Origin of the sequence: Arthrobacter sp. NPDC080073, from assembly GCF_040686575.1 — a bacterium.
Taxonomy (GTDB): Bacteria; Actinomycetota; Actinomycetes; order Actinomycetales; family Micrococcaceae; genus Arthrobacter.
The window spans coordinates 227,740-244,899 of record NZ_JBFBKR010000003.1 but is presented as its reverse complement, the minus strand read 5'-3'; the positions used below and the strand labels follow the sequence as shown (position 1 = coordinate 244,899).

Genomic DNA, 17,160 nt, shown 5'->3' with positions numbered 1-17,160 from the left:
CTGCCGCCGTCGTACCTCAGCAGGTGTGGGAATAACCGCGCATCAGGCTTCGGCGGGGTGGAGGACTACCTTGGTCCAACCGTCCTCGCGGCTGTCGAAGTTCCTGTACCCCTCGGGGGCCTGGTCCAGCGGCAGCTCGTGGCTGACGATGAATGAGGGGGTGGCTTTGCCGCCAGCGATGAGGTCGCGCAGGGCCCGGTTGTATTTCTTGACGGGACACTGTCCGGAGCCCATGGTCTGTCCTTTGAACCAGTAGTTTCCGTAGTCGAAGGCCACTTGGCCCTGCCGGGCGAGTTTGTCGGGGGCTCCAGGGTCCTGTGGCAGGAACACGCCTACGACGCCCAGACCGCCGACGAACCGGACCGAGTCCACGAGCCGGTTCAGGGTCATGTTGGGATGTTCGGTTCCGCCCGGGTCGTGGGCCTGGTAGCCGACGCATTCGCAGCCCCGGTCAGCCCCGAACCCCATGGTCTGGTCCTTGACGAATTCAACGGGGTCCACCTCCGCATCGTTAACGGGGATGGCGCCGATCTGCTCCGCCAGTTTCAGCCGGTCAGTTTGGCGGTCCACGACCATGACTTTGCCGGCGCCTTTGATAATCGCCGAGTAGGCGGCCATGAGGCCGACTGGTCCTGCGCCGTAAATGACCACTGAGTCTCCGGGGTACACCCCCGCCAGTTCGGTGGCGTGCCAGCCGGTGGGGAAAATGTCGGCGACCATGACGTAGTCGAGCTCTTTCTCCACGGCGTCCTCGCCCAAGCGCAGGCAGTTGAAGTCCCCGTATGGCACCCGCAGGTACTCGGCCTGTCCGCCCTGGTACGGACCCATGTCCGCGAACCCGTAGGCTGCGCCGGCGAGGTGGGGTTCTGGCTGCATGGTCAGGCAGTAATTAGTGAAACTCCGTTCGCAGTTTTTACAGAATCCGCAGGCAATGTTGAACGGCAGCACGACGCGTTCGCCCACCTTTACTTTGCTGACCGCCGGGCCCGTGTCGATCACTTCGCCCAGGTTCTCGTGCCCGAAGGCGCGTCCGGGTTCGAAGCTGGTGCGGCCTTCATACATGTGCAGGTCCGAGCCGCAGATATTGGTCGTGGTAATCCGGACCAGCACGTCGGCCGGATGTTCGATTTTGGCATCCGGTACGTCCTCGACGCTGACGTCATTCGGTCCTTTGTAAACTACTGCCTTCATTTTTCCGCTCTTTCTTTTATCCCATCCCGGCCGTTGCCCAAGGCGTCGTAGCTTCCGGGTGCGCAGCAAAGTCACGGGCATGCAGGGCAGCGGCCCCAAACGGCCGGGGTGTCACCTGGATACACGCATGTGGAACTGGCGGGTAAGGGGGGAAACAAGGATTGTGGTCGCCGAACCCACCACAGGGTCGGGAGGCAGGCTCATCCGGGAAAGTCCCGCCCGGCCCGTCCGCCCGCAAAAGGGAAATTGATCGAGCCTTAATAGTAAGCACCCTTAGCAAAGGTGTCGAGAGGTTACCGGAAACTGAAAAGACCCTCGTCCACATCATCACGACGTGAAGGAGGGTCGTTCGTTTGCCCGCTAAAGCTACGCGGGGGTTTGCCATATGCCCCTATAAGTGACCGGGCGTTTGCCGATGAGGGGGCCGTCAGCCGCCGATGATCGGGGAACCCATGAACGGGTCCACGGCGAGGGCAATGAAGAGAAGCGTCAGGTAGCTGATGGAGCCGTGGAAGACCTTCATGGCGCCCTTGTTCGAGACGTCCCCGCCCTGTGCCCGGTTGTAGAGGGCATGGGATTCGTACAGGAACCAGGCGCCGGCAAGGACGGCGGCGATGGTGTACACCCAGCCCGCGCGGCCAACCGGCACCAAAAGCAGCGAGCACACCACCATGGCCCAGGCGTACAGAACCACCTGGACGGAAACCACCTTGGCACCTGCGATGGCACCGAGCATGGGGACGTTGGCGTTGCGGTAGTCCTCGCCGTACCGCATGGACAGCGGCCAGTAGTGCGGAGGAGTCCACAGGAAAATCACCATGAAGAGCACGACGGCGGGCCACTCAACAGTGTTCGTCACCGCCGCCCAGGCGATCAGCACGGGGAAGCAGCCGGCGGCACCGCCCCATACGATGTTCTGTGCCGTGCGGCGCTTGAGGATCATCGTGTAGATGACAACGTAGAAAACAATCGCACCAAGGCCTAGCCACGCCGAAAGCGGGTTGGCCCCGAACCAGAGGATGGCGATGGAGGCAGTTCCAAGGATCCACGCGAAGACGAGTGCTTCGCGGGGGGTGACTTCGCCCGTCACGAGGGGACGCTTTTCGGTTCGGTGCATCAACTTGTCGATGTCGCGGTCGATGTAACAGTTGAAGACCCCTGCGCTGCCGGCTGCGAAGGCGCCACCCACCAACGTGGCAAGTATCAAGCCGATCGAGGGGAAGCCCCGTTCCGCGAAGATCATGGTGGGCAGGGTGCTGACCAGCAGCAACTCGATCACGCGGGGTTTGGTCAGTGCCAGATACGCCTTGAACTTACGGGACATTCCGCGCTTCCCCACAGCCGGGGAAGCATTGAGGGGCGTATCTGTTGTGCTCACGTTGGCAGTCACTCTGTTCTTTGCTGGTGTTGTCAAGGCGGGTTTCCCGCGGTGGCGCACTCGCCGCTGGTGGCCTCCAGATATCATACCGTGGCCCGTCCCACGCCACGGCACCGGCGGACTTTCCATTGTTTCCGAAAGTTCACCGGCACTTTGCCGCCGCCGTGATTCATAAAACGGAATATGCGTCCATTTTTTGAGATTCCCACCATTCAAGGCTGCGAACCGGGCTAAGCTGTCTGCAGATCAGCTCACGCAGGTTTCCGAGAAAGCGTATTCTCAGATTTGCATGTCTGGATGATAGATCAACGTTTCAATGGTGAACGGCTGGTAGGAACTTCGCAGCGGGCGCCATCCTGTGCCCGAGGCTTGCCATGTGCCGTCACCAGCCGTCAGCACAGAGAGGGGCTCGGTTTACGTGCCACATTTGGAAGAGCAAGAACTGACTTGGACCAGCCTGGACCAGCGCGCCGTGGACACCATCCGCGTTTTGGCCGCTGACGCCGTCGAGAAGGTCGGCAACGGTCACCCCGGCACGGCCATGAGCCTTGCACCGGCCGCCTACCTGCTGTTCCAGAAGCTGATGCGCCACGACCCGAAGCACCCGGACTGGATCGGCCGCGACAGGTTCATCCTGTCCCCCGGACACACGTCGCTGACCCTGTACATCCAGCTGTTCCTTTCCGGCTACGGCCTGGAGCTGAAGGACCTCGAGGCCCTGCGCACGTGGGGTTCGCTCACCCCGGGCCACCCGGAATACAAGCACACCGCCGGCGTCGAGATCACCACCGGCCCGCTGGGCCAGGGCCTGGCCTCCTCGGTGGGCTTCGCCTACTCACAGCGCCGCCAACGCGGCCTGTTCGACGCCGATGCTCCCGCCGGCGAGAGCCCGTTCGACCACACCATCTGGGTCATTGCCTCCGACGGCGACCTCCAGGAAGGTGTCACCTCGGAAGCTTCTTCACTGGCCGGGCACCAGGAACTGGGCAACCTCGTGGTGATCTACGACGAGAACCACATCTCCATCGAAGACGACACCGACATCGCGTTCACCGAGGACGTGCTCCAGCGCTACGAAGCCTACGGCTGGCACACCCAGCGCGTGGACTGGACCAAGACCGGCGAATACGTCGAAGATGTCCAGGAGCTCTACGGTGCCCTGCTCGCCGCGAAGGCCGAGACGTCCAAGCCGTCCATCATCTCGCTGCGCACCATCATCGGCTACCCTGCTCCCAAGAAGCAGAACACCGGCAAGATCCACGGTTCCGCCCTCGGCGCCGAGGAAGTCGCAGCACTGAAGGAAGTACTGGGCTTCGACCCCGAGCGTTCCTTCCAGGTTGACGAGGACGTCCTGGCACACGCCCGCGCCGTCGTCGAACGCGGCGCAGCCGAGCGCAGCGAATGGCAGGCATCCTTCGAGGCCTGGCAGACCGCCAACCCGGAGGGCGCTGCCCTGCTTGAGCGCATCGAGGCCAAGAAACTTCCTGTCGAGCTCGACGCCGCGCTGCCGGTGTTCGAAGCGGGCAAGGAAGTTTCCACCCGCGCCGCGTCCGGCAAGGTCCTGAACGCGATCGGCCCGGTCCTGCCGGAACTGTGGGGCGGCTCGGCCGACCTCGCCGAGTCCAACAACACAACCATCGAGGGTTCGCCGTCGTTCATCCCGGCCTCGCGCTCCACCGGCGCGTGGAAGGGCAACCCCTACGGCCGGGTGCTGCACTTCGGCATCCGCGAGCACGCAGCGGCGTCGATCGTGAACGGCATCTCCCTGCACGGCCGGACCCGGGCGTTCTCCGGCACGTTCCTGATCTTCAGTGACTACCAGCGTCCCGCGATCCGCCTTGGCGCCCTCATGGGTGTTCCGTCGCTGTACGTCTGGACCCACGACTCCATCGGCCTGGGCGAAGACGGCCCCACCCACCAGCCGGTGGAACAGCTGTCCACCCTGCGCGCCATCCCGGGCCTGGACGTTGTCCGTCCCGGCGACGCCAACGAGGTGGCCGCAGCATGGAAGACCATGCTGGAAAACCACGAGAACCCGGCAGGCATCGTGCTGACCCGCCAGAACATCCCGACCTACGCACGCGGCGAGGGCGTTGCCGAGGGTGACACCTTCGGTTCCACCGCAGGCGTCGCAAAGGGCGGCTACGTCCTGGCAGAGGCTTCGAAGGACGGCGCCACGGTCCCGGCCGACGTCATCCTGATCGGCACCGGTTCCGAGGTCCAGCTGGCCGTGAACGCCCGCGAAGCGCTCCAGGCCGAAGGCATCGCCACCCGCGTCGTCTCGATGCCGTGCGTCGAGTGGTTCAACAAGCAGGACTCCGCCTACCGCGAGTCCGTCCTCCCGGCCGCCGTCAAGGCCCGCGTCTCGGTCGAAGCCGGTCTGGCACTGGGCTGGAAGGAATTCGTCGGCGACGCCGGACGCTCCATCAGCCTCGAGCACTTCGGCGCCTCGGCGGACTACAAGCGCCTCTTCAAGGAGTTCGGCATCACGGCAGAAGCAGTCGCCGCCGCCGCGAAGGACTCCCTCGCGGGTCTCAGTAGCTGAAAACGCGTTTGAGACGAATCCGACAGCAACGAACAGATTTCCAAGGAGATTAAAGAAATGACTACGACTCCCACCCAGCAGCTTTCCGACGCCGGCGTGTCCATCTGGCTGGACGACCTTTCCCGGGAACGCCTGTCCAGCGGCACCTTGCAGAAGCTCATCGACGAGAAGAACGTGGTTGGCGTCACCACCAACCCGTCCATCTTCCACGCCGCCATCACCGCCGGCAGCGACTACGACGCCGTGATCTCCGAAGAGGCCGCCAAGGGCGCCACCGTCGAAGAAACTGTCTTCGAGATCACCACCCGCGACGTTGCCGACGCGTGCGACCTCTTCGCACCGGTCGCGGCAGCGAGCAAGGGCGTCGATGGCCGGGTCTCCATCGAGGTGGACCCCCGCCTCGCATGGGACACCGAAGGCACCATCGCCGAGGCCAAGCACCTGTACAAGAAGGTCAACAAGGACAACGTCCACATCAAGATCCCCGCAACCCTTGAGGGCCTCGCCGCCATCACGGCAACCCTGGCCGAAGGCATCAGCGTCAACGTGACCCTGATCTTCTCCCTGGAGCGCTACCGCGCCGTCATCAACGCCTTCCAGTCCGGCCTTGAGCTGGCCAAGGAAAACGGCCACGACCTCTCCAAGATCCACTCGGTGGCGTCCTTCTTCGTCTCCCGCGTGGACACCGAGATCGACAAGCGCCTCAACGCCATCGGCACCGATGAAGCCAAGGCCCTCAAGGGCAAGGCAGGCGTCGCCAACGCCCGCCTGGCGTACCAGGTCTACGAAGAGCTGTTCTCCACCGAGCGCTGGGCAGTCCTGGCGGCAGCCGGCGCGCTTCCGCAGCGCCCGCTGTGGGCTTCGACCGGCGTGAAGGACCCGGCATACCCGGACACCCTCTACGTCACCGAACTGGTCGCCGCCGGCGTCGTCAACACCATGCCGGAAAAGACCCTCGACGCCACGTTCGACCACGGCGTAGTCACCGGTGACACCATCTCCGGCACCTACGAGGAAGCCAACAGCGTCCTCAACGCACTGGAAGGCCTGGGCATCTCCTACAACGACGTCGTCGCAATCCTCGAATCCGAGGGCCTGGACAAGTTCGTCGCCAGCTGGAAGGAACTTCTGGCAGACGTCGAAGGCGCCCTCGCCTCTGCACGGAAGGCTTCCTAACCCACATGAGCACTCTCAGCTACGACGCCAGCGGTGCTGCGCAGCAGGCCATTGAGCAGCACATCCCGGCACTTGTCGAAGACCGGATTGCCACGAGGATTTTCGCGAAGGACCACACTCTGTGGGGTCCGGATGCCGAATCCGAATCCGCCATCCGTCTTGGATGGGTGGAAGCGGCAACCGTTTCCCGGCCTTTGGTCGAAGGGATCCTGGAACTCCGGGATGCCTTCCGGGCCGAAGGAGTCTCCCGCATTGTCCTGTGTGGCATGGGCGGCTCTTCGCTTGCCCCCGAGGTCATTGCCGGCACCGCCGGCGTCGAGCTGACCGTGCTGGACAGCACAGACCCCGAACAGGTCGGTGCTGCCCTTGCGGACCGCCTGGCCGAGACCGCGATCGTGGTCTCCTCCAAGTCGGGCTCCACCGTGGAGACCGACTCGCAGCGGCGGGTGTTCGAGCAGGCCTTCACCGAGGCCGGCATCGATGCCAAGAGCCGCATCGTCGTCGTGACCGATCCCGGTTCGCCGCTGGACAAGGCCTCCCGTGAAGCCGGCTACCGTGCCGTTTTCAACGCCGACCCGAACGTCGGAGGCCGCTTTTCGGCGCTGACGGCTTTCGGCTTGGTTCCCAGCGGCCTCGCCGGGGTCGACATCCAGGCCTTCCTGGACGAGGCCGAGGAAGCTGCGGAGATCCTCAACGAGGACTCCCCGGAAAACATCGGGCTCCGGCTCGGTGCTGCGCTCGGCGGAACCACCCCGCTGCGCAACAAGATCGTCATCGTCGAAGACGGTTCCGGCATTGTCGGATTCGCGGACTGGGCTGAGCAGCTCATCGCCGAGTCCACCGGCAAGCTCGGCACCGGGGTCCTGCCGGTTGTTGCAGGCCCGTCCGCACCCGAGGTCAGCAGCGGCGCGGAAGACGTCCTGGTGATCCGGCTCGTCGGTGCGGACTCCGACGTCGAACTCGGTGGGAACGAGGCCGCCGTCGCCGGTGGCCTGGCCACCCAGATGTTCGTCTGGGAATTCGCTACCGCGGTCGCAGGGCGCCTGCTGGGCATCAACCCCTTTGACCAGCCCGACGTCGAGGCAGCCAAGATTGCCGCGCGCGGCCTGTTGGACGCCCGTCCCGAGCCGACGCCGGCGAACTTCGTCGACGGCGTGATCGAGGTCCGCGGGGGTGCGTGGCTCGGCGACGCCGCAACGGCCGCCGACGCGGTCAAGGCGCTCCTCGGTGAACTCGGCACGGACGGCTACCTCAGCGTCCAGGCATATTTCGACCGGATCGCGTTCGCGCAGCTGGAGGGCATCCGCGACGAACTCGCCGCCGTCAGCGGCCGGCCGGTCACTTTCGGCTGGGGTCCGCGCTTCCTGCACTCCACCGGGCAATTCCACAAGGGCGGACCGGCCATCGGTTCCTTCCTGCAGGTGACGGCCTCCGCGGCCGGCGATATCGCCATCCCGGAGCGCCCGTTCACTTTCGGTCAACTGATCACAGCCCAGGCGGCCGGCGATGCCCAGGTTCTCGAGAACCACGGCCGTCCGGTCCTGCGACTGCACCTCACGGATCGTGGGGCGGGCGTTGCCCAGCTCCAGGACATTGTCGCCGCGTTGGCCGGCCAGGCCAGCGCGCTCGAAAGCTAAGGCACAAACCCAAACATGCCAGAAACTGAAATCGGTTACAGGTCCACCGGAAAGGCAAGCCACCGCAATCCCCTCCGGGATCCTCGGGACCGGCGCCTGAACCGCATCGCAGGGCCTTCGTCGTTGGTGTTCTTCGGAGTCACCGGTGACCTCGCCCGGAAGAAACTCATGCCGGCGGTCTACGACCTCGCCAACCGCGGGCTCTTGCCGCCGAGCTTCGCGCTCGTCGGCTTCGGCCGGCGGGACTGGAGCAACGAGGACTTCGCGGACGAGGTCAAGGAGAACGTCAAGGCGCACTCCCGTACCCCGTTCGACGACGCCGTCTGGAACCAGCTCTCCGAGGGCATCCGCTTCGTCCAGGGAGAGTTCGACGACGACCAGGCGTTCAAGCGCCTCAGCGCCACGCTTGACGAACTCGACGAGACCCGCGGCACGCGCGGCAATCACGGTTTCTACCTGTCCATTCCTCCCAAGGCCTTCGAGCAGGTCTGCCAGCAGCTCTCCAAGCATGGTCTGGCGCAGGCCGGCGACGGGCAGTGGCGCCGGGTGGTCATCGAGAAGCCCTTCGGCCACGACCTGGATTCCGCGCGCAAGCTCAACGACATCGTCGAGTCCGTCTTCCCGCCGGACGCGGTCTTCCGCATCGACCACTACCTGGGCAAGGAAACGGTCCAGAACATCCTGGCCCTGCGCTTCGCCAACCAGCTGTTCGAGCCGCTCTGGAACGCCAACTACGTTGACCACGTCCAGATCACCATGGCCGAGGACATCGGCACCGGCGGCCGGGCGGGATATTACGACGGCGTCGGCGCGGCCCGCGATGTCATCCAGAACCACCTCCTGCAGCTGCTCGCGCTGACGGCCATGGAGGAGCCCATCTCCTTCAACGCCGATGACCTGCGTGCCGAAAAGGAAAAGGTCCTGGCCGCGGTCAGGCTCCCCGAAGACCTGTCCACCCACTCGGCCCGCGGGCAGTTCACCGGCGGCTGGCAGGGCGGGGAACTGGTCCAGGGCTACCTCGAGGAAGAGGGCATTCCGGCCGATTCCAAGACCGAAACCTACGCGGCGATCCGCCTGGACATCAACACCCGGCGGTGGGCCGGCGCGCCTTTCTACCTCCGGGCAGGCAAACGCCTTGGCCGGCGCGTGACCGAGATCGCGGTGGTGTTCAAACGGGCGCCCAACCTGCTCTTCCGCGGCCACGGCGAGGACGACTTCGGCCAGAACGCCGTGGTCATCCGCGTCCAGCCCGACGAGGGCGCCACGATCCGCTTCGGCTCCAAGGTCCCGGGCACGCAGATGGAAGTCCGCGACGTGACCATGGACTTCGGCTACGGCCACTCGTTCACCGAGTCCAGCCCCGAGGCCTACGAACGCCTCATCCTGGACGTGCTGCTGGGCGAGCCGCCGCTCTTCCCGCGGCACCAGGAAGTCGAGGAGTCCTGGAAGATCCTGGACCCCTTCGAGGAATACTGGGCCGGGCTCGATGAACAACCCGAACCCTATGCCCCCGGCAGCTGGGGCCCGGCCTCGGCCGACGAACTGCTTGCCCGCGACGGACGAACCTGGAGAAGGCCATGATCGTAGATCTTCCCGACACCACCACCTCCAAGATCTCCAAGAAGCTCACCTCCCTGCGCGAGCAGGGAGGCGTGATCGCCCTTGGTCGCGTCCTGACCCTCGTGGTCGTCACCAAGTCCGGTCTCGAGGAAGAAGCCATCGAGGCAGCCAACGAGGCCAGCCGCGAACACCCCTGCCGCATCATCGTCCTCGCCGACGCCGGCAGCGAGGCGCCCAACCGCCTCGACGCCCAGATCCGGGTGGGCGGCGACGCCGGCGCATCGGAGGTCATCGTGCTGCGCGGCTATGGTGAGCTCGCCAAGGAAAGCGAATCCCTCGTCGCGGCGCTGCTGCTGCCGGACGCGCCGATCGTGGCCTGGTGGCCGCACGGAGCGCCCGAGAACGCCTGCGAGACCTCCATCGGACGCATCGCGCACCGCCGCATCACGGACTCCGCCAACGAAGCCGACCCCGCGGCGGCCCTGGCCCGGATCCGGGCCACGTACCGCGCCGGGGACACCGACCTCGCCTGGACACGCCTGACCAACTGGCGCGTGCAACTCGCGGCAGCCCTGGATCAGGTAGACGAATCGCCTGTCACGGCCATCGCCGTCGAGGGCGCTTCGGACTCGCCCAGCACTTTGCTGCTGGCCGCCTGGCTCACGCTGTTCCTCGACGCCCCGGTCCGGATCCTCGCCGACCCGGCAGGAACGGGCATCCGCAGGGTGCGGCTGAGCCGCGCCACCGGCGACGTCCAGCTGGTCCGGCCCGGCCTCACCGTCGCGGAACTGACCCAGCCGGGCCAGCCCGCCCAGCGGATTTCACTCCCGCGCCGCAGCCTGCGGGACTGCCTCGCCGAAGAACTGCGCCGCCTCGACCCCGACGACGTCTTCGGAGAAGTGATTACTATGGGACTGCCCCGAACCAATAGCAAGGAGTGACCGTCCCAGTGAGCGCTGACCCCAGAGTAAGCATCCATCCCAACTCCGCCGTCCTTATGGCCGCGATCGCAGCACGGCTCATCACCAAGCTGGTGGACGTCCAGGACAAGCACGGCGAAGCCACTGTGGTCCTCACCGGCGGAACCGTGGGTATCGGCACGCTGAAAGCGGTTGCCGACTCGCCCGCGGCGCCCGCCGTTGACTGGTCCCGGGTGAACTTCTGGTGGGGTGACGAGCGCTTCGTTGGCAAGGACAGCACGGACCGCAACACCGTACAGGCGCGTGAGGCACTGCTCTCCAGCCTGCCCGTGGACCCGGCCCGTGTGCACGAACCGGGTTCATCGGATGAGTTCGCCACCGCGGACGAGGCCGCCGCGGACTACGCGGCCCGGCTCAAGGCTGCAGCCGTTGCCGAGCACGCCGCGGACACCTCGGACAGTCGCCCCGAGGAGGCCGGGGAGTTGCCTCGCTTCGACATCCTGCTGCTCGGCGTGGGACCGGATGCGCACATTGCCTCGCTCTTCCCGGAGCAGGCGGGTATCCGCGTGAAGGACCGTACGGTCGTGGGCGTCGAGAACTCCCCCAAGCCACCGCCGTCGAGGATTTCGCTGACGTTGCCCGCCATCAACTCCGCCCAGGAAATCTGGATGGTTGTGGCAGGCGAGGACAAGGCCGGCGCCGTGGGACTGGCCCTCGCCGGGGCCAACCCGGTCCAGGTTCCCGCCGCCGGTCCTAGTGGCCGCTCGAGGACCCTATGGCTCATCGATGAAAATGCAGCCTCACGTGTCCCCCAGCAGCTCGTCCGTAAGGACCCCGCGGGCGCGTAACCGCTTGAGCGCTCCGGCCAGGACAATTTCCGCCTCCTGGCTGGAGCGCCTTTCTTTAACGTAGTCCAGGTGGCTCTTGAAGACTTCTTCGTCCGCACGTTCCGTGGTGGCTTCGCCCTGTTCGCGGACGGCAACCAGGCCACATTTCGGACAGTCCCACCGGATCGGGATTTGATCTTCCGGGAGCTTAACGAAAACAAGCCGCGTCTCATGTCCCTTGGCGCACCAATAGGGAACACGAATACGCGGCAAGCTCTCGCCACCAACAGAGTCGGGTTGGTTCCTCGGGGCCGATCCAGCAGTTACGCCGGCACGTGTGCCCCGGAATCCTGAAGTACCATGAACCATCGTCGATCCCCTTGAGAGTTCGGCTGCATGGCGCTGAAGGCCATGGAGCCTAGTCTAGTGAGAGGACCCCTCTAGTGCGAGGATCCGACGGCGGCAGTGCTAGGAGTTTCCACCCGTGGTGAAACGCATGATGAGGCCAAGTCCAATGATCACGACGCCCCAAGTGCAGCCCAAGACGATGGTGAAGCGGTTGAGGTTTCGCTCTGCGACACCTGAAGAACTCAATCCCGAGCTCATGCCGCCGCCAAACATATCGGACAACCCGCCGCCACGCCCCTTGTGGAGGAGGATGAGCAGCGTCAGCAGAAGGCTGGTAATGCCCAGCAGAATCTGCAGAATGACTTGAAGAACGTCCACGACGGCCTTTCGGAAGAACGGAAAACGGGAGCGGAACCTGAAACGGACTAAGCCGCGCTGAGGTGGCTCTCGAACCTGACAATGTTAGCAAACTCGGCTGGGTCCAGGCTCGCGCCACCTACCAGCAGCCCGTCGACGTCGCTCTCGGCCATGATCGCCGCAGCATTGTTGGCCTTGACCGAACCGCCGTAGAGGAGCCGGGTCTTGGCAGACACGGCATCGTCGAACAAGGATGCGAGCTCTGAACGGATCGCTGCGCACATCTCCTGTGCGTCTTCGGGTCCCGCGACTTCGCCCGTCCCGATGGCCCAGACAGGCTCGTACGCGACAACCAGTTCGGCTGCCTGCTCCGCAGAAAGGCCTTCGACGCCGGCGCGCAGTTGTGCCAGCGTGTGCTCCACGTGGGTGCCGGCCTGGCGGACTTCAAGGCCCTCGCCGACGCACAGGACCGGCGTGACACCGTTGCGGAAGGCCGCTTTGACCTTCGCGTTGAGGAGCTGGTCATCCTCGTTGTGGATGGTGCGGCGCTCGCTGTGGCCCACCAGGACATAGGCGCAACCGAGCTTGTTGAGGAACTGGCCGGAGATATCGCCGGTGTAGGCTCCGGAGTCGAACTGCGAAAGGTCCTGTCCGCCGTAGACGACGTCCAGCTCGTCGCCCTGAACGAGGGTTTGCACACCGCGCAGGTCGGTGAACGGCGGGAAGACCGAAACCTCCACCCGGCCGTAGTCGTGCTTGGCGTCGGACAGGGTCCATGCCAGCTTCTGCAGCAGGGTGATGCCCTGGACGTGGTCCATGTTCATCTTCCAGTTGCCGGCAATGAAGGGCTTGCGGATGAAGTTTCCGTTGGCAGAAGTTGTCACGTGTGCTCCAAAGATGCGTTGAGATAGGGAAGCCGGCGGGGCGCTTGCCTTCCAGGAAGGGGCGCCCCGCCGGCCGTGTAGCCTTAGCGGTCCAGAACGCTCAGGCCGGGAAGATCCTTGCCTTCAAGGTATTCCAGGCTGGCGCCGCCGCCGGTGGAAATGTGACCGAACTGGGAGTCCTCAAAGCCGAGGGTCCGGACGGCCGCGGCGGAGTCGCCGCCGCCCACCACAGTGAATGCCGGCGTCTCGGTCAAAGCCTGGGCGATGGCACGGGTGCCGCCCGAGAAAGCTTCGAATTCAAAGACGCCCATGGGGCCGTTCCAGAACACGGTCTTGGCGGCCTTGATCTGTTCGGCGAATGCCTCCGCGGAGATCGGTCCGATGTCCAGGCCGATGCCGGAGGCACCGAACGAGCTGTCCTCGATCGCGTCTGCGGCGACCACTTCGTGTTCGGCGTCAGCCGCGAAGCGGCTTGCGACCACGACGTCGGTGGGGATGACGAATGCGGTACCGGCGTCGGAAGCGCGCTTGAGGTAGTCCTGGACCACGGGGATCTGGTCGGCTTCAAGCAAACTGCCCGCGACCTTGTGACCAACCGCCGCGAGGAAGGTGAAGAGCATTCCGCCACCGACGAGGATGGTGTCAGCCTTGCCCAGGAGGTTTTCGATCACCGCGAGCTTGTCCGAGACCTTGGAGCCGCCCAGAACCACGACGTACGGGCGCTGGGTATCCGTGGTGAGTTTGCGCAGGACCTCCACCTCGGTGTGGACGAGGTCCCCCTGGTAGGAAGGAAGCCGGGTGGCGACGTCGTACACGCTGGCGTGCTTGCGGTGGACGGCACCGAAGGCGTCATCCACGAACGCACCGTTGGCACCGGTCAGCGCTACGAGTTCATCGGCGAAGGCGCCGCGCTCGGCGTCGTCCTTGCTGGTTTCGCGGGCGTCGAAGCGGACGTTCTCCAGGACGAGGACGTCTCCGTCGCCCAGCGAGGCGGCCAGTTCCTTGGCGGACCCGCCAACGGTGTCTTCCGCAAGCTGGACCTTGAATGGAGCGAGCTCCGCCAGCCGCGCCACTGCGGGCTTGAGCGAGTACTTGGCCTCGGGAGAGCCCTTGGGGCGTCCGAGGTGGGCCGTGACGAGCACGCGGGCACCGGCGTCCGAGAGCTTTTCGATGACCGGGAGGGAGGCCTTGATGCGGCCGTCGTCGGTCACTGTAGAGCCGTCGAGCGGCACATTCAGGTCACTTCTGACAAGAATGTACCGCCCGCGGACACCTTCAGCGATCAGTTCGTTGAGGGTGTGAGATGTCATGTGTCTACCCTAGCCCAGCTTGGATGCGACGAGCTCCGTGAGGTCAACGAGGCGGTTGGAGTAGCCCCATTCGTTGTCATACCAGGAAACAACCTTGACCTGGTTGCCGATGACCTTGGTGAGGCCGGAGTCGAAGATCGAAGAAGAGGGATCGCCGACGATGTCCGAGGAGACGATCGGATCTGCCGTGTAGCTGAGGATGCCCTTGAACTGCTCGGTCTCGGAGGCAGCCTTGAGTGCTGCGTTGACTTCCTCGACGGTCACTTCGCGGGAAACCGTGACGGTCAGGTCCGTGGCGGAACCGGTCGGGACCGGGACGCGGATGGCGTAGCCGTCGAGCTTGCCCTTCAGCTCCGGAAGGACGAGGCCGATCGCCTTGGCAGCACCCGTGGAGGTGGGAACCATGTTGATCGCTGCGGCACGGGCACGGCGAAGGTCGCTGTGGGGGCCGTCCTGCAGGTTCTGGTCTGCCGTGTAGGCGTGCACCGTGGTCATGAGGCCGCGCTCGATGCCGAAGGCATCGTTGACGACCTTGGCCAGCGGGCCGAGGCAGTTGGTGGTGCAGGAAGCGTTGGAAATGATGTGGTGGGCTGCGGGGTCGTAGAGCTCGTGGTTGACGCCCATGACGATGGTGATGTCTTCGTCCGAGGCAGGGGCGGAGATCAGGACCTTCTTGGCACCTGCATCGATGTGCTTCTTCGCGGCGGCAGCCTTGGTGAAGAAGCCTGTGGACTCGATGACGATGTCGACGCCCAGCTCGCCCCAGGGGAGGTTCGCAGGATCGCGCTCTGCAAGGACCTTGATGATGTTGCCGTCAACAATGAGGTTGCCCTCTTTGACTTCAACGGACTCAGTCAGGCGACCGCCGACGGAGTCATACTTCAAAAGGTGGGCAAGTGCCTCGGGACTCGTGAGGTCGTTGACCGCAACAATTTCGAGGTCTGCACCCTGGGCGAGTGCTGCGCGGAAGTAGTTGCGGCCGATGCGGCCAAAGCCGTTGATACCAATACGGGTGGTCACTATTTCAGTCTCCTTGGTGCTCTTGCAAGCACACCTAGTGAGTCGGATCTTGATTCCAACTAACAATTCCCGCACATCATTGGGCAGAAGTGATTATCAGATCGGAGGGCGACCAGCCACATTGCTGAAGGCTAACCGCCTTCCGTGACCCATCTTACGTTTAACTACGTCTGCCCCCGCAACTGCGGGGGCAGACAATCCGGTATTTGAGCGAAATTCACCTGAATGTGAAGTTTGTTACATCCTTGTGTATTCCGCGTCACTCACCGATTCGGGACGGAAATCGCTAGAGAACGATCAGCCCGGTGGCGTTCGCGCGGGCCGCTTCGAAGCGCTTCGCGACGTCGGCCCAGTTGACGATGTTCCAGAAGGCCTTGACGTAGTCAGCCTTGACGTTGACGTAGTCGAGGTAGAAGGCGTGCTCCCACATGTCCAGCATGAGCAGCGGGGTTGTGCCGACTGCGACGTTGCCCTGCTGGTCGTAGAGCTGCTCGATGAGGAGGTTGCCGCCGATGGGCTCGTAGGCAAGGAAGCCCCAGCCGGATCCCTGCAGGCCGAGCGCGGCTGCGGAGAACTGGGCACGGAACGCATCGAAGGAGCCGAAGGCGTCGTCAATGGCTGCAGCCAGCTCACCCTCGGGCTTGTCGCCGCCGTCCGGGGAAATGTTGTTCCAGAACACGGAGTGGTTGATGTGGCCGCCGGTGTGGAACGCGAGGTCCTTCGAGAGGCGGTTGATGTTGGCGAAGTCGCCCTTGTCGCGAGCCTCGGCCAATTGGGCCATGGCGTTGTTGGCGCCTGCTACATAGGCGGCGTGGTGCTTGCTGTGGTGCAGCTCCATGATCTTCGCCGAAATGTGCGGCTCAAGTGCTGCGTAGTCGTAGCCGAGCTCGGGCAGTACGTACTCTGTCACGAAATCCTCCAATGTAGTGGACCGGGGTCCGGTTGGTAACTCTCGTTTTGTTCATCCGACCGGCGAACCGGCCGGAAATCCACACCCTGACGATTCTAGGGCGGGAGCTTTATTCGTCCATCATTTCGGGGGTCACATTTGCCTCGGTACCCGGGATCCCCAGGTCGCCGGCCCGCTTGTCCGCCATGGCCAGAAGCCGCCGGATCCTTCCCGCGATGGCGTCCTTGGTCATGGGCGGATCGGCTAGCCGGCCCAATTCATCCAGGCTGGCCTGTTTGTGGGCCACGCGGAGTTCACCGGCGTACTTGAGGTGGTCGGGAACGTCGTCGCCCAGGATTTCCAGGGCCCTGTCCACGCGGGCGCCGGCCGCGACGGCGGCCTGGGCCGAGCGGCGCAGGTTGGCGTCGTCGAAGTTCGCGAGGCGGTTGGCCGTGGCCCGGACTTCCTTGCGCATGCGACGCTCCTCCCACACCATGAGGGCGTCGTGGGCGCCCATCCGGGTGAGGAGCGCGGCGATCGTGTCACCGTCACGGATGACCACGCGGTCCACCCCGCGCACTTCCCGGGCCTTGGCCTGGATGCCGAGGCGGCGGGCGGCCCCCACGAGGGCAAGCGCCGATTCCGGCCCGGGACACGTGACCTCGAGCGAGGAAGACCGGCCGGGTTCGGTAAGGGATCCGTGAGCCAGGAACGCTCCGCGCCACACTGCTTCGGCATCCGACGCCGAGCCGTTGACGACGGCGGACGGCAAGCCACGCACAGGCCGTCCGCGGCCGTCGAGGAGGCCGGTCTGGCGGGCCAGGGCTTCGCCGTCGCGCACTACACGGACAACGTAGCGGCTACCGCGACGGAGCCCCCCGCCGGAGACGACGATGATTTCGCTCTGGTGCCCGTAGACTTCGGCGATCGCGGCTCGAAGCCGCCGCGCCGTTGAGGCGAGGTCAACCTCTGCCTCGATCACGATCCGGCCCGAAATAATGTGTAGTCCGCCCGCAAAACGAAGCATGGCCGAAACTTCGGCCTTGCGGACGGACGACTTCTTGATGTCCAGCCGGGAAAGTTCTTCCTTGACCGATGCGGTCAGTGCCATCGCATGT

The 17,160-nt window shown here is 64.7% G+C and carries 15 protein-coding genes; 6 read left to right on the top strand and 9 right to left on the bottom strand.

Annotated features, from left to right (window positions below; translation table 11 throughout):
- Nucleotides 1-42: 42 nt before the first annotated feature.
- Complete coding sequence (locus AB0O52_RS05270; protein ID WP_364534408.1) at nucleotides 43-1,191, bottom strand: glutathione-independent formaldehyde dehydrogenase; 1,149 nt, start codon at nucleotides 1,189-1,191, stop codon at nucleotides 43-45.
- A gap of 427 nt (nucleotides 1,192-1,618) precedes the next feature.
- Nucleotides 1,619-2,581, bottom strand: coding sequence for a heme o synthase (locus tag AB0O52_RS05265; protein WP_364534405.1), 963 nt, complete (start codon nucleotides 2,579-2,581; stop codon nucleotides 1,619-1,621).
- Nucleotides 2,582-2,996: 415 nt separating this feature from the next.
- Between AB0O52_RS05265 and tkt the strand changes: the two genes are divergently transcribed.
- Genes tkt through pgl form a run of 6 tightly spaced genes read left to right on the top strand, consistent with a single transcriptional unit; the run spans nucleotide 2,997 to nucleotide 11,255 of the window.
- A complete protein-coding gene (tkt, locus tag AB0O52_RS05260; protein ID WP_364534811.1) occupies nucleotides 2,997-5,114 on the top strand; it encodes a transketolase in 2,118 nt (705 codons plus the stop codon).
- A 57-nt stretch (nucleotides 5,115-5,171) separates the two neighbouring features.
- The gene (gene tal, locus AB0O52_RS05255) at nucleotides 5,172-6,290 is read left to right on the top strand and encodes a transaldolase (RefSeq protein ID WP_364534402.1); all 1,119 of its coding nucleotides are present in this window, start codon (nucleotides 5,172-5,174) and stop codon (nucleotides 6,288-6,290) included.
- Between the two features lie 5 nt (nucleotides 6,291-6,295).
- Nucleotides 6,296-7,927, top strand: coding sequence for a glucose-6-phosphate isomerase (locus AB0O52_RS05250; protein ID WP_364534399.1), 1,632 nt, complete (start codon nucleotides 6,296-6,298; stop codon nucleotides 7,925-7,927).
- 15 nt (nucleotides 7,928-7,942) lie between these two features.
- Nucleotides 7,943-9,508: a glucose-6-phosphate dehydrogenase gene (zwf, locus tag AB0O52_RS05245; protein ID WP_364534397.1), complete on the top strand. Its 1,566-nt coding sequence runs from the start codon at nucleotides 7,943-7,945 to the stop codon at nucleotides 9,506-9,508.
- Complete coding sequence (locus tag AB0O52_RS05240) at nucleotides 9,505-10,428, top strand: glucose-6-phosphate dehydrogenase assembly protein OpcA (RefSeq protein ID WP_364534394.1); 924 nt, start codon at nucleotides 9,505-9,507, stop codon at nucleotides 10,426-10,428. Before zwf ends, AB0O52_RS05240 begins: the two co-directional genes overlap by 4 nt.
- Nucleotides 10,429-10,436: 8 nt before the next feature.
- Entirely contained in the window at nucleotides 10,437-11,255 is an 819-nt protein-coding gene (gene pgl, locus AB0O52_RS05235; RefSeq protein ID WP_364534391.1) for a 6-phosphogluconolactonase, read from the top strand.
- Here the strand turns inward: pgl and AB0O52_RS05230 are convergent.
- The 7 genes from AB0O52_RS05230 to whiA form a co-directional block, all read right to left on the bottom strand.
- On the bottom strand, nucleotides 11,208-11,603 hold the full coding sequence (locus tag AB0O52_RS05230; RefSeq protein WP_364534388.1) for an RNA polymerase-binding protein RbpA: 396 nt from the start codon (nucleotides 11,601-11,603) through the stop codon (nucleotides 11,208-11,210). The genes pgl and AB0O52_RS05230 overlap by 48 nt on opposite strands.
- Before the next feature lie 99 nt (nucleotides 11,604-11,702).
- Nucleotides 11,703-11,960, bottom strand: a complete 258-nt coding sequence (gene secG, locus AB0O52_RS05225) for a preprotein translocase subunit SecG (protein ID WP_364534385.1) — start codon at nucleotides 11,958-11,960, stop codon at nucleotides 11,703-11,705.
- A gap of 47 nt (nucleotides 11,961-12,007) precedes the next feature.
- Nucleotides 12,008-12,823: a triose-phosphate isomerase gene (gene tpiA / locus AB0O52_RS05220; RefSeq protein ID WP_364534382.1), complete on the bottom strand. Its 816-nt coding sequence runs from the start codon at nucleotides 12,821-12,823 to the stop codon at nucleotides 12,008-12,010.
- Between the two features lie 83 nt (nucleotides 12,824-12,906).
- Nucleotides 12,907-14,133: a phosphoglycerate kinase gene (locus AB0O52_RS05215; RefSeq protein WP_364534379.1), complete on the bottom strand. Its 1,227-nt coding sequence runs from the start codon at nucleotides 14,131-14,133 to the stop codon at nucleotides 12,907-12,909.
- A 9-nt stretch (nucleotides 14,134-14,142) separates the two neighbouring features.
- Complete coding sequence (gap, locus tag AB0O52_RS05210; protein ID WP_364534376.1) at nucleotides 14,143-15,153, bottom strand: type I glyceraldehyde-3-phosphate dehydrogenase; 1,011 nt, start codon at nucleotides 15,151-15,153, stop codon at nucleotides 14,143-14,145.
- A gap of 286 nt (nucleotides 15,154-15,439) precedes the next feature.
- Entirely contained in the window at nucleotides 15,440-16,063 is a 624-nt protein-coding gene (locus tag AB0O52_RS05205; protein WP_364534373.1) for a superoxide dismutase, read from the bottom strand.
- 109 nt (nucleotides 16,064-16,172) lie between these two features.
- Nucleotides 16,173-17,153 carry a DNA-binding protein WhiA gene (gene whiA / locus AB0O52_RS05200; protein ID WP_133202987.1) on the bottom strand — a complete coding sequence of 327 codons (981 nt, stop codon included), beginning with the start codon at nucleotides 17,151-17,153 and terminating at the stop codon, nucleotides 16,173-16,175.
- Nucleotides 17,154-17,160: the final 7 nt, after the last annotated feature.

What these genes read in the sequence shown, in the direction of transcription:
- AB0O52_RS05270 (WP_364534408.1), bottom strand. Translation starts at nt 1,191, where the DNA reads ATGAAGGCAGTAGTTTACAAAGGACCGAATGACGTCAGCGTCGAGGAC.
- tal (WP_364534402.1), top strand. Translation starts at nt 5,172, where the DNA reads ATGACTACGACTCCCACCCAGCAGCTTTCCGACGCCGGCGTGTCCATC.
- AB0O52_RS05250 (WP_364534399.1), top strand. Translation starts at nt 6,296, where the DNA reads ATGAGCACTCTCAGCTACGACGCCAGCGGTGCTGCGCAGCAGGCCATT.
- zwf (WP_364534397.1), top strand. Translation starts at nt 7,943, where the DNA reads ATGCCAGAAACTGAAATCGGTTACAGGTCCACCGGAAAGGCAAGCCAC.
- AB0O52_RS05240 (WP_364534394.1), top strand. Translation starts at nt 9,505, where the DNA reads ATGATCGTAGATCTTCCCGACACCACCACCTCCAAGATCTCCAAGAAG.
- AB0O52_RS05230 (WP_364534388.1), bottom strand. Translation starts at nt 11,603, where the DNA reads ATGGTTCATGGTACTTCAGGATTCCGGGGCACACGTGCCGGCGTAACT.
- AB0O52_RS05215 (WP_364534379.1), bottom strand. Translation starts at nt 14,133, where the DNA reads ATGACATCTCACACCCTCAACGAACTGATCGCTGAAGGTGTCCGCGGG.
- whiA (WP_133202987.1), bottom strand. Translation starts at nt 17,153, where the DNA reads ATGGCACTGACCGCATCGGTCAAGGAAGAACTTTCCCGGCTGGACATC.